Genomic DNA, 12,208 nt, shown 5'->3' on the forward strand with positions numbered 1-12,208 from the left:
ACTTTATCCTAACGTCAGCATCACGGCAAGTCGGTAGGCGCTAGTCTCCTTTGCCGACCTCGAAGGTAACCGTGATCGAGTCACGGGAAACCTTGATCCTGGGTTCCTTCATGAGAGTTAGGTAGTACTTTGATGCAAGCTCATCAAAGTCGCGCTCAAGCTGACGAGAGAATGAATCTAGATCGTCATGCGAAATCTTAAGTCCACGGCGATCGCGGGATAAATCAACCTTAGCGGGTGCAGAAGGCTTGGTGCGCTCGCGTAGTATCCGCGAGGATACGCTGCGAACAGGTTTGATCTGCCCGCTGAGAATTCGATGAGCGGTGCGCTCGGAAATTGATATGCCCAATGAATCCGAGATGCGCATGATATCAGACGCGTCAGCAGCGTAACCAAGACGTTCGACAACGGGAAGCGAGCGTTCATCATCGAGAAAGAGCAGCTGAGATGCATCGAGGTCGCTGGAAGCATGAGCGTAAAGGGTCGCGGCGATCTCTGCGGGACTCCCCAGGTAGACGTCGCAGCCATGCCGTTCCTCTAAAGCGAACTCGCAGGCGGCACGTATGATGTTATGGGGTCCGCGCACGCACGTCCAAGATCCCTGTTCATCACGAACAGCTTGCGGCCACGTGGATTGATCTGCGCGTTCAGGCAAGCGTTCGCAATCAACCGTGACGCGAAACGAAGATCCCAAACCGACACCCGAGGTGACGACGCTGGATTCCTGAGTGTTCTCGCGAATGGAATACAGAGCCATCCCTCGTCCATGAACGCCCCACCGGTCCATCTTCAGCGAGTCGAGCTTAGAAGTGACGCGTGCGTCGAAGATACGCTCGAACATATCCTCAGGAATGCCGTTGCCGTTATCGAGGACGAGGAGGGTGCGGACACCCTCCTCTTTTGCAGTGGCTACATAGATCTTTGTCGCATGAGCATCGCGGGCATTGCGAAGCATCTCGATAACGATGTCCTCGACATGCTGGATGTCGTGCTTTGCTTGACGTCGCTCTGCCTCGGCAACGCGAAGGCGCACGAAGCCCTCGCCAAGGTTCTCTTCCACCCGAAGGGAACCTTCGCCTGTCATAGAGGCGATGAAAGAGATGAGCTCCTGCTGCCGTGCCATGAGCTACTTCGCGATATCGACAGCCCGGCTCTCGCGGATGACGACGACGCGGACCTGGCCAGGATATTCCATCTCGTCCTCGATCTGGTGCGCGATGTCATGAGCAAGGACCGTGGCCTGGGCATCGGAGATCTTATCAGGCTGCACCATGACATGGACCTCACGCCCCGCTTGCATGGCATAGGTACGCTCGACACCCTCATGGGCATTCGCGATCTCTTCGAGCTTCTCCAAACGCTTGATGTAGTTTTCAGCGGACTCGCGACGAGCGCCCGGACGCGAAGCGGAGATCGCATCTGCTGCCATAACTAGAACAGCGATAATCGAGGAGGGCTCGACATCGTTGTGATGTGCCTCTATCGCATGCACGATCGCGGGCTTCTCGCCATAACGCCGAGCGAGATCGGCGCCGATGACGGCGTGCGGCCCCTCGACCTCATGGTCGATGGCTTTGCCAAGATCGTGCAACAGGCCGGCGCGACGAGCAGGCACGGGATCGATGCCAAGCTCTGAGGCCATGATGCCGGCAAGCTCGGAAACCTCGCGCGAGTGGTTGAGAACGTTCTGGCCAAACGAGGTGCGGTACCTCAATGCACCGAGCGTCTTGACGATCTCGGGATGGAGATCGTGGATGCCCGTATCGAAGGCGGCTTGCTCGCCGGCTTCACGAACACGTTGCTGAACGAGGTCTGAAGCCTTCTGATACATCTCTTCGATACGTGCAGGATGGATTCTCCCGTCGGCGATGAGGTTTTCGAGGGCAACGCGCGCCGTCTCACGACGAACAGGGTCGAAACTGGAGAGGACGACGGTCTCGGGCGTGTCATCGATAACAAGATTGACACCGGATACCTGCTCAAAGGTGCGAATGTTGCGCCCTTCGCGTCCAATGATGCGACCTTTGAGGTCATCAGAGGGAATATGCACCGAAGTAACGGTCACCTCAGCCGTGTGATCGGCTGCGCATCGTTGGATGGCAAGCGAGATAATCTTCTGTGCGGTCTTATGGCACTCGGATTTCACGCGTTGCTCGGAATCACGGATGATGGTCGCCGCTTCGTGAGTAACCTCACCGCGCACCTTATCAAGAAGCTCCTTATGAGCATCATCGCGCGTGAGCTCGGAGATGCGCTCGAGCTCCTCAGTTTGCTTGGCATAAAGAGCCTCAAGCTCACGGCTTCGCTTCTCAACCTGACCGGCTTGACTGGAGAGCTGGTGCTCACGCTTATCGAGGGCGTCGTTCCTACGGTCAAGAGATTCCTCTCGCTGCATCACGCGGTTCTCGAGAGCTCGAAGCTCGCGCTTGCGCTGCTTCTCCTCAGCCTCGGCGGCCTGCTTATTCTGGATGATCTCTTCTTTAGCCTCGAGAAGCGCTTCCTTCTTGAGGGTTTCCGCCTGTCGCTGCGCATCGCCAATAACCTGGCTTGCCTCTGCACGAGCAGACTCCAGCTTCGAGTCCGCCTCACGGAGGCTCCCCTGCTTGGCGTTGCGCAGGGCGATGAAGGCGATGCCCGCGCCCACCAGGACGCCGACGACAATGCCAATCACGATCCCCATGCCCTACCTCTTTCAATATCTAAGCATCAAGACAATGGCGCACAGCGTGCACCTGACATTTGTTCGGTATGGACACCCATTATGAAGTTGAACTATCAAAAATGGACCTCATCAAAGATGAGTGTACATCTCATTACAAATGACCCTTTCATCCTACGAGTATGCAAGGGGCATGTCAATTAATGCACCAGTGAGTTCGCACGGAAACACCGATGGACTACAAGATCCCCGATGAGCCATCAGCTGCGTCAGACACGCGTCGCTTTGCAGCTTCTGAGGCCACATCATAGGAGAAGCCCTTCCCCATGAGATGCCTGATGAACTTTTGATATCCGTTCTGCGTTGGTATCGACTTCTTTGATAGCGCCGCGAGCGCTCGTTCCAGATCGCTATCATGACTGAAGAAGCGCTCGGGCCACCCCTCCACAAGAGAGGGATCGACCCCGCGGCGCGACAACTCGAGCTCAACCTTGCGTCTCCCCCAGCCGCGCCTGACTCGCTCCTCTATGAACGCCTCGGTAAAGCGTGCGTCATCGAGATAGCGAAGGCTCTCCGCCTTTGCGATCGCCAGGTCTACCGAACCCGGCTTGAAACCAGTGAGGAGCAGCTTTTCACGCGCTTCGTGAACGGAGTGATCTCGCCGGGAAAGCATCTCTGTGAGCACGGCGAAGCATTGCTGTTCTTCTAGCTTGGACAAAGTCGACATAGCTTCTTGAAGTGAGGACCCCTCCTCAGGGAGACTCTTGTTAAAGAGCCTCGCAACACGGACGGGCACCCAACGGTCGCGGAACTGACCGTCCTCCAGCTTGAAGCGAACTCTCGCACGCGGCTTTTTGCGACTCATCGCACTGAAGCTGGACGACCCACGGGACGGGAACTCGAACTCTATGTCTCTAACAAGTATTTCGCTGCTCACGTATCACCAACACCCAGAAGCTAGTTCTTGGATGCAGCCTCTGCGGGTTCCTCAACTGCCTCGCCGGTGGCCTCGTCGGAGAAATCGAGTCCGCAAGCAACGCGAACCTTATGCTCGATCTCATCGGAGAGCTCGGGATTCTTACGCAAGAATTCCTTGGCCGCCTCGCGACCCTGGCCTAGACGCTCAGACTCGTAGGTGTACCATGCACCCGATTTCTTGACGATGTTGAAATCGACGGCCATATCGAGAATAGAGCCCTCTTTAGAGATGCCCGTGCCGTACATGATATCGAACTCAGCAGTACGGAAGGGTGCGGCGACCTTGTTCTTGACAACCTTGCAGCGAACGCGGTTGCCGATGATATCCTGGCCGTTCTTTAGGCTCTCGATACGCCTGATCTCGATACGCACGGTAGAGAAGAACTTGAGAGCACGGCCACCCGGCGTCGTTTCGGGATTACCGAACATCACGCCGATTTTTTCACGAAGCTGGTTAATGAAAATGCAGGTCGTGTTGGATTTTGCAAGGGAGCCAGCCAGTTTGCGAAGGGCTTGGCTCATGAGGCGGGCCTGCAAGCCAACGGAGCTATCGCCGATCTCGCCCTCGATTTCAGCGCGAGGAACGAGCGCAGCGACAGAGTCGATGACAACGGCATCGATCGCACCGGAGCGAACGAGCATGTCGCAGATCTCGAGCGCCTGTTCGCCGGTATCAGGCTGCGAGATAAGGACTTCATCGATATCTACGCCGATGCGCGCAGCATAGGTAGGGTCAAGGGCGTGCTCAGCGTCTATGAAAGCAACGACGCCGCCGGCAGCTTGGGCCTCAGCGAGGATTTCCAAAGAGAGCGTTGTCTTACCCGAAGATTCAGGACCATAGATCTCTATGATACGGCCACGAGGAACGCCCCCGATGCCGAGAGCTGCATCGAGCGAGAGTGCTCCGGTCGGAATAGCCTCGATCTCGAGGTCGGGACCACCGTCACCAAACCGCATGATCGAACCGGTTCCAAATTTCTTCTCGATCTCGGCCTTAGTGAGGTCGATCATCTTATCACGTTCTTCGCCATAGGTGCGCTCATGCACCTGGCGTACCGAACCGGAGCTTTTAGCCATGGATTCCTCCTTGCGTATCGTTATCGCTATCCTATACGAACAGCTGTTCGCGGTCAAGATATCTGAATTGAATGATAGCGGCGTGTTCAAACAAATTGGCAGCAGAGGCTAGGGTGAATCCTTCAACATTCCAACGAACCCCTCACCAAAACCTTACAAGAGGCGTGCTGCATCTACGTCATCGCCAATTCACGAGGTAGATGGCTTGGTATGCGTCAGTGCCCATCCATTGAGTTGTTCACAAGGTGCAAGCAGAATCCTCAGGGGCTCAAGGCGATACAAAAGATCACGAAATCTTGACAGGCTATGCTACGATTCCTGAGCAGCGTCAAGAAGCGCCCTTAATGCGGCTTCGCAGGCAGCGTGTCGAACGGCAGCGCGCTCTCCGGAAAACAGGAACCGCTTTGCGAACAGAAGGTTCTCGGTCGCAATGCCGATGTACACCGTGCCAACCGGATTATCAGCTGTACCGCCGCCAGGTCCTGCGAAGCCCGTTACGCTCACCGCAATATCGCAATCCAGCGCCTCGCGCGCGCCAGATGCCATCTCACAAGCACACTTCTCGGAAACGGCACCAACAGTCTCAAGCGTTTCAAGCGAAACGTCGAGCATGCTATGCTTCACCGCTTCGGTATAGCTCACAACTCCGCCTTGAAGAACCTGAGATGCACCGGGAACATCGGCGATGCTTGATGCGACAAGGCCGGCTGTACATGATTCGGCGCAACCGACTGTCAAACCGCACTTGGCACATAGTTCTACGAGTTCAAAAGCGATGCGTTCAGAAGAGTCGCTATTTGCCGTGACCATGATCGCTCCTAGGAGAAGATGACCGAGCGCCCATTCCAGAAATACTGTACGCCCGAGATCACCGTGAGGATAACGGCGGCGATCATCAAAGCGCCGGAGACGATGAGCAACCAGGCCGCCTCGTATACAAAACCGATAGAGGCTGCCGAGAAGGAGACGAAGTACCCGCATAGCGACACCATGGTGACCGCCGTCTTCCATTTCCCAAGCTTATCTGCTGCGATGACGACACCTTGAGCACCGGCAACCATACGCAGCGCGCTTACCAGGAACTCACGGAACAGAATGATGAACACGACCCAGACGCTCACCAGCCCCTGCTCGAGCAGGATGAGCAAGGCGGAGAACACGAGCAGCTTGTCAGCAATCGGATCGAGGAACTTTCCGAAATCCGTGATCTCATGGCGGGACCGTGCCAGGTAGCCATCGAGCTTATCGGTAAGGCTCAGCAAAATGTAAAGGGCGCAGGCGGCGATTGTTGGAACCGGAAGATAGACCGCACCAGATACCACGCAAGAGAGCTCGGCAAGCACCATGAAGATGGGGATGAAGACGATGCGCACACACGTGACGATGTTTGCAGGCGTCCACACGCTCGTAGCGCCTTGCGATGACGCTCCCGATGAAGTAGCCATCTATTTTTCCTCGCAATCAATGACATGGCCGACAAGCTCGTAGCAGAAGCTATCGGTGAATTCTACTTGTACGATATCACCAACGGAAGCCTCGGTAGCATCGAGATGCACCGCACCGTCACAATCAGGGGCCTGGAACCAAGCATGGCCGATCAGCTCGGGGCCATCATCGGTCTCTTCGATGCCGTCGACGATGACCTCGGCCGTGGTTCCCACATGCTGAGCCGTTGCGGCGAAACCAAGGGACTCTGCAAGATCCATGGCCGATTGCGTGCGCTCGAGCTTGACGTCTTCATCGATTTGCTCGCTCATCCTAGCGGCTCGCGTGCCGTCCTCACGCGAATAGGAGAACACGCTGGTGTAATCGAACCCGTTCCTATCGAGGAAGGCCATCATGCGCTCGTGCTCATCCTCGGTCTCGCCAGGGAAGCCAACGAGATAGGTGGTACGCAGAATCATGCCGGGAATCTCTGTCCTGAGTCGCGCAAAGAGCTCATCGAGCTCCTGCTCGGAGCCGCTGCGGTTCATAGCCTTAAGAACGCGCGCGTCACAATGCTGAACAGGTATATCGATGTAGGGCAGCACCTCAGGAGTATCGCGGATGGCAGCGACGAGCTCGTCGGTCATGCCTTCAGGCTGAAGGTACAGGACGCGAATCCAAACATGCTCCGGCCGAAGAGCCTCGGCGAGGGCGACGAGGAGGCCAGCAAGGTTGCGCGGCCCATCCGCGCTCTCGTCAAAGTCGCAGCCCCATACGCCTGTATCCTGACCGATCAAAACAAGCTCGCGGACACCGCCGGCAACGAGTTCGCGCGCTTCGGCGATGATGCGCTCCGCAGAGCGCGAATGATACCGCCCGCGAATGTATGGAATTGCGCAAAAGCTGCAGAAGCGATCGCAACCATCGGAGATCTTGAGGTAGGCAACGGCGCTCTCGACCGTACGCATAACGTGAGGAACGTGGGCGGGGACATGGCGCTCGATACCCAGCAGGCCATCGATCACGGCAACGATACCGTCCTCCTCGTCGGTGCGAACGAACCGCGCGACCTCAGGAAGCTCGGATGGAAGATCGTCACCGTAGCGAGAAGGAACGCAGCCGCACATAACGATCGGCGCCTGACGAACGCCCGCTTGAACCTCGTCGGCGAGCTCAAGCGTGCATTCGATGCTCTCAGAGGTTGCGGATGCGAGGAACGAGCAGGTGTTGATGATGACGGCGTCGCACTCCTCGACAGACGCGGCCTCGTCGTAACCTGCAGCCGTGAGCAGCGAGCGCATGCGATCGGTGTCGACCTCGTTCTTAGCGCAACCAAGCGTGATGTAGAGGATTGACCCCATAGCGGGCATTGGGATTCCTTTCGATACCGTGAGAGCCTAGCGATAGTTGGTGAACTGGAGGGGTTGGCCGTAGTCCTGATCGCGCAGGAAGGCAATCACCTCTTGCAGGGTGTCCTTAGAAGCGCTCGTCACACGGAGCTTATCGGATTCGATCGTGACTTTTGCCTTGAGCTTCAGGGCCTTGATGTCCTTGTTGATCTTCTTGGCGGTCTCTTGATCGATGCCGTCGATCAGGTGGCCGATGACGCGCACCGTTCCACCAGAGGCAGCCTGCGGAGCGTCCCAACGCACGGCCTTGATGTCGACGCCACGCTTGATGAGCTTGGAATTGAGCACATCGGTGATTTGGCGCGCCACAAAATCAGCGGGCGCGGAGATGGTGATGGTGCGCTCGGGTTTAGACAGCGTGACGGTCGAACCTGAGTCCTTCAGATCGTAGCGCTGTGAAATCTCGCGAACCGTTTGCTGGTAGGCGTTATCGACCTCTTGCATGTCGATTTGAGAAACGACGTCGAAGCTGGAATCTTTTGCCATCTTATCCTCCTAGGCTGAATTGGCTATTGGGCGGCGTTCGCCGAGTCGCTTTCAGATGCATCACCGTCATCAGTGGTGGCGGGAGTCGTAACGGGCTGCGGCGCGGTTATGGTGACGCGAGCAACGCCTGTTGTACGGGTGTCCCAGCTTACAGCCTCGCCATTGCGCGTCACATCTACGTCAGCTGGGTTGGTAACGGTGATCTCTATGGACTGCTCGACTGTGAACTCCCGGTCAAAGGGCCCCACCACGTTGTCGGCGAAGACCGATGCGCCGTCGAGCTTTATCTCCACCCACGATGAGTCTCCATCATCCACGTGAACCGCGATGACGGTATCCTCGACTTCGGTGACCGGGCTTTTGGCCTCATCGGTCACAGGTGTCTCTGGGCTAGAAGCGCTATCCGCAGTCGAGCTCTCGGGTTCTACAGAAGATACAGCCTCAACCGATTCCGACGTAGAGGAGGCGGGCTCGTTTTCCGTTTCATGAACCGAGCAGCTACGTACGAACAGCAAGGTCACAATTAGCAAAAGAACAACCACGATGCCCACGGCACCGAGGATGATCCTTGGATCGAGGCCGGCGATCACAGAGGAGCTCCCGCCTCGCTGACCCCGCCGTCCGTCGTTACCGCGCGAGCGCGGTTGGTTGCCGCGAGGGGGTTCGGCACGCCGGCTCCCCTGCCGCTGGTAGACGTCGCGTCGCACCCCTGAAGAACGCCTTCTCAGCTCATCTCCGCTCTGGCGAGCCCGATATGAAGAACGAGCACCGCTAGATGCTGGACGCGAACCATAGGCGCTTTGGCCACGCCCTGCCTCAGGGAGAGACCGCCTTCCGTCGAACGGCGACCGGTAGGCATCCGTCCCGCTGCGCGATCGTGCACGAGGATCAGACTCCGGGCGAGGACTCCGCCTTTGAGGCCGATAAACATCTCCATATGGCAGCTGGGATTGCTCCCTGCCAGAGCTACCGATAAGCCTTCGCTGGTAAGGGTTGTTGGTAACGCGGATAGGCTCGTGGCCTGAACGGGATTCTGGCACATAACCGGCTTGCGGAGGCCTCTGCGCGAAACGCGAGCCTCCATCTAGCATCATGAACCTGCCCGTGGGATTCTCCGACCGAGCGGAAACCATGCCGGCAGCGTCCTGATACTGTCCGCCTGAACGCGATGTCTCGCGCTCATAGATGTCTAAATCCTCAAAATAGGCAGCGACGACGGTCCTCGGGTTCAAGCCGAGGAAGCGTGCATAGCTTGCAATCATCCCTTGCGCGTAACCGCGCGGAGGCATAGCTGCAAAGTTACCCTGCTCAAAGTATTCAATGATCTGCGGGCGGATCTTGATGGTATTGGCGACCTGCTGTATCGACATACCTCTCTGACGACGCCGCTCAAGCAGCATATCACCGAATCGCGCGGCCATCAGAAGCCTCCAAACTCGCTGTCATCGGCCATACGGGCCTCCACAGCTTCGAGCTCGGCCAACCCCTCTTCATCGAGGAGGACCTCACGCGGCTTAGATCCATCTGGAGGGCCGACGACGCCCTTTTCTTCGAGCATGTCCATGATGCGGCCAGCACGGGCGTAGCCGACTTTCAAGCGACGCTGGAGCCCAGAAGTAGACCCGAGCCCGGACTCGACCACCAGGCGGGCGGCCTCCCAGATGAGGGGGTCGTCATCGGATGGGCCCGCCGATCCGCCTCCACCAGCCGACATGGTTGCGGGAGCGACAGCCGAGAGGATCTCCTCGTGGTACTCCGCCTCTCCTTGCGACTTCACGAACTCGGTCACCTGGGCGATCTCGTCATCGGAGACGAAGCAGCCTTGAATTCGCTTAGGCTTGCCCCAATCAACCTTGCTGAACAGCATGTCGCCGTAGCCAGTGAGCTTCTCGGCGCCCATCTGGTCGATGATGACGCGCGAGTCAATGCCGGTCGCTACGTTGAAGGCGATGCGGTTCGTGATGTTGGCCTTGATAAGGCCCGTGACGACATTCGAACTCGGACGCTGGGTTGCGACGATGAGGTGGATACCCGCTGCACGGCCAAGCTGAGCGATGCGAACGATCGATGCCTCGACATCCTTGCCGGCGACCATCATGAGGTCGGAAAGCTCATCGATGATGATAACCAGGTACGGCATCTTCTGGGGCGGGTTATCGTACTGCTCGAAAGCACCCGCAGCCTGCTTCTCGTTAAAGGTCGAGATCTTTCGAACGCCCACGCGCTCAAAGATCTTGAGGCGCCGCTCCATCTCGGATACCGCCCATTGAAGCGCGCTAGCAGCTTGCTTGGGCTCCGTAACCACAGGTACGTACAAGTGGGGAAGCCCGTTGTATCCCGCCAGCTCGACGCGCTTGGGGTCGACCATGATGAGGCGCACGTCCTCCGGATAGGAGCGCATGAGCAACGCCATGACGATGGAGTTGATCATGACGGACTTACCGGAGCCCGTGGTACCTGCGATGAGAAGATGCGGCATCTTGGCAAGGTCCGCTACGATGGGCGCACCCTCGGCATCGCGACCGATCGCGAGCTCGAGCGGACCCCCCTGCACGTAAGGAAGCACATCCCCCAGATTCACGTTCTGACGCTTGCGGTTCGGGATCTCGATTCCCACGAGCGACGTACCGGGGATGGGGGCGAAGATACGGACCGACTGCGCAGCAAGGGAAAGGGCGATGTCGTCCTCGAGATTCGAGATTCGGCTCACGCGCTCGCCTTCGCCAGGCTGCACCTTGAATGTCGTGACTGTAGGGCCGCTGATCCAGCCAACGACACGCGAATGCAAGCCAAACTCCTGCAGCGTCGATTGAAGCGACTCCGCTGTCTGGCGAAGCTCCTTTTCTGAAGATGCCGAGCTGGCAGAATTTGGATTGTGCCTGAGCATGGAAAGCGGTGGCAGAACGCGAGCGCCTTCCTCGGCATCCTGCTCAGCCGCGCTGCCCTCCCCTGAGGACGCCGCAGTGGGACGTTGGTGGCGGTCATTCCCAACCGTGGCATCCGAAGCGGAGTCCTGAACGCCCGCATCCCCCTTATCAAGCTTGGTCGCCCCGTCTTCTTGAGCATGCGTACTCGAACGGGGGTTCAAGAGGAACGCAGGAATAGCAGGGGCAGCGGCCTCGGCAGCAGATGATTTGACCCCTGCAGAGATTGCGTTCTCACAGGGATCGTTCGATCCGTGTTGGGCATCAGCGTCATGGCCCCGCAGCGATTCGCCGTCATGAGCTGGGTAACCATCAGAGGACGGTTTGGACCCCGGATCGTTCTTCATGGGAGCAGAGCCATCTGCACCCTCTACGGTATCGACATAGCGATCCTCGATGGGAATGAGGGTCGTCTTGGCTTGCTCGGCAGCCAACTGCGACGAAAGATCGACGAACGGGTCCTCGTCTGCATCATCAGGTTCGTCAGCTAGCAGCGTGGTCTTAGCACGGTCGCCGAGATAGCTCGTTGGGGCATCACCGTTCTCGTCAAGAAGCTCCGCCTGGCGAGGTTCAGGCGCCTGCGCACGACGACGCGGAGCGGCCTCCGCAGCATTATCGCGGCCATAGGGATCTTCATCGCCCCAAGGCCGTTCGTTAACCGCAACATACCGGCGGTCGCGCAGACGATCCACGCGCTCGCGAAGCGCCTCGGCGAAACCCGAGATCGAGAAACCGATGATCACCGCACCGGCAACGATCACTCCGATGAGGACGACTCCAGAAATGACCTTGCCAAGACCGGCGGTGAGCACCGATGCTATCCAGAACCCGACGTAGCCGCCGGCACGGACGAGCTCGGCATCACCGACGGTGACACCGAGCACCATCTGCTCGGGCGTGCCCACCAGGGTGAAGAACGCAATGAGGGCAAGGAAGATGAGAAGCGACCCTGCCACCGTGCGCACCTTGAGCAGCTGCTCGGCATGGACGAAGAACAGCGCCGCAGCGAGCAGCAATGCAAGCGGAAGAATGTATCCGCCTAAACCGAAACCCAAGTGGTAGAAGTCAGCGAGCGCAGCGGTAAGCGGCGCCGAGGCAGGGGCAACGACGGCGATGAGCGATGCAACGGCGAAGACCGCAAGCAAGACGCCAACGATGTCGTGAGCCGTTGAGGCGGTCATGAGCGGCTCGACCGGGACATCCTCGGCGGCATTGGCGTTCGCCCTCAGGTGGGCAGCGGCCTTCTTGGC

10 protein-coding genes and 1 pseudogene are annotated in these 12,208 nt (G+C 58.1%); all 11 read right to left on the reverse strand.

Going from position 1 to position 12,208, the window contains the following annotated elements:
* Positions 1 to 40: 40 nt before the first annotated feature.
* Positions 41 to 1,123 carry an ATP-binding protein gene (locus C1717_RS05260; protein ID WP_102372146.1) on the reverse strand — a complete coding sequence of 361 codons (1,083 nt, stop codon included), beginning with the start codon at positions 1,121 to 1,123 and terminating at the stop codon, positions 41 to 43.
* A 3-nt stretch (positions 1,124 to 1,126) separates the two neighbouring features.
* Complete coding sequence (gene rny, locus C1717_RS05265; protein WP_102372147.1) at positions 1,127 to 2,680, reverse strand: ribonuclease Y; 1,554 nt, start codon at positions 2,678 to 2,680, stop codon at positions 1,127 to 1,129.
* A 217-nt stretch (positions 2,681 to 2,897) separates the two neighbouring features.
* The gene (locus C1717_RS05270) at positions 2,898 to 3,596 is read right to left on the reverse strand and encodes a regulatory protein RecX (RefSeq protein ID WP_245859487.1); all 699 of its coding nucleotides are present in this window, start codon (positions 3,594 to 3,596) and stop codon (positions 2,898 to 2,900) included.
* A 20-nt stretch (positions 3,597 to 3,616) separates the two neighbouring features.
* Positions 3,617 to 4,714 (reverse strand): recombinase RecA, encoded by a 1,098-nt coding sequence (recA, locus tag C1717_RS05275; protein ID WP_102372148.1) that lies wholly within the window; start codon positions 4,712 to 4,714, stop codon positions 3,617 to 3,619.
* A gap of 309 nt (positions 4,715 to 5,023) precedes the next feature.
* Positions 5,024 to 5,524, reverse strand: a complete 501-nt coding sequence (locus C1717_RS05280; protein ID WP_102372149.1) for a CinA family protein — start codon at positions 5,522 to 5,524, stop codon at positions 5,024 to 5,026.
* A gap of 8 nt (positions 5,525 to 5,532) precedes the next feature.
* Positions 5,533 to 6,159 carry a CDP-diacylglycerol--glycerol-3-phosphate 3-phosphatidyltransferase gene (gene pgsA / locus C1717_RS05285; protein ID WP_102372150.1) on the reverse strand — a complete coding sequence of 209 codons (627 nt, stop codon included), beginning with the start codon at positions 6,157 to 6,159 and terminating at the stop codon, positions 5,533 to 5,535.
* Positions 6,160 to 7,500, reverse strand: coding sequence for a 30S ribosomal protein S12 methylthiotransferase RimO (gene rimO / locus C1717_RS05290; RefSeq protein ID WP_102372332.1), 1,341 nt, complete (start codon positions 7,498 to 7,500; stop codon positions 6,160 to 6,162). It abuts the gene before it with no gap.
* A gap of 36 nt (positions 7,501 to 7,536) precedes the next feature.
* Positions 7,537 to 8,034, reverse strand: a complete 498-nt coding sequence (locus tag C1717_RS05295) for a YajQ family cyclic di-GMP-binding protein (protein ID WP_102372151.1) — start codon at positions 8,032 to 8,034, stop codon at positions 7,537 to 7,539.
* A gap of 23 nt (positions 8,035 to 8,057) precedes the next feature.
* Positions 8,058 to 8,624 carry a RodZ domain-containing protein gene (locus C1717_RS10810; protein WP_245859489.1) on the reverse strand — a complete coding sequence of 189 codons (567 nt, stop codon included), beginning with the start codon at positions 8,622 to 8,624 and terminating at the stop codon, positions 8,058 to 8,060.
* Between the two features lie 639 nt (positions 8,625 to 9,263).
* Positions 9,264 to 9,455: pseudogene (locus C1717_RS10980) on the reverse strand (helix-turn-helix domain-containing protein); the annotation flags it as partial.
* Positions 9,455 to 12,139, reverse strand: coding sequence for an FtsK/SpoIIIE family DNA translocase (locus C1717_RS05305; protein WP_102372333.1), 2,685 nt, complete (start codon positions 12,137 to 12,139; stop codon positions 9,455 to 9,457). The gene C1717_RS05305 and the pseudogene C1717_RS10980, both read right to left, overlap by 1 nt.
* Positions 12,140 to 12,208: the final 69 nt, after the last annotated feature.

Origin of the sequence: Enorma phocaeensis, assembly GCF_900186505.1 — a bacterium.
In the GTDB taxonomy this organism is placed as follows: Bacteria; Actinomycetota; Coriobacteriia; order Coriobacteriales; family Coriobacteriaceae; genus Enorma; species Enorma phocaeensis.

Coding starts and splice junctions, on each gene's coding strand:
- rimO (WP_102372332.1), bottom strand. CDS start 7,500: ATGGGGTCAATCCTCTACATCACGCTTGGTTGCGCTAAGAACGAGGTC.
- recA (WP_102372148.1), bottom strand. CDS start 4,714: ATGGCTAAAAGCTCCGGTTCGGTACGCCAGGTGCATGAGCGCACCTAT.
- pgsA (WP_102372150.1), bottom strand. CDS start 6,159: ATGGCTACTTCATCGGGAGCGTCATCGCAAGGCGCTACGAGCGTGTGG.
- C1717_RS05260 (WP_102372146.1), bottom strand. CDS start 1,123: ATGGCACGGCAGCAGGAGCTCATCTCTTTCATCGCCTCTATGACAGGC.
- C1717_RS05305 (WP_102372333.1), bottom strand. CDS start 12,139: ATGACCGCCTCAACGGCTCACGACATCGTTGGCGTCTTGCTTGCGGTC.
- C1717_RS05280 (WP_102372149.1), bottom strand. CDS start 5,524: ATGGTCACGGCAAATAGCGACTCTTCTGAACGCATCGCTTTTGAACTC.
- C1717_RS05295 (WP_102372151.1), bottom strand. CDS start 8,034: ATGGCAAAAGATTCCAGCTTCGACGTCGTTTCTCAAATCGACATGCAA.
- rny (WP_102372147.1), bottom strand. CDS start 2,680: ATGGGGATCGTGATTGGCATTGTCGTCGGCGTCCTGGTGGGCGCGGGC.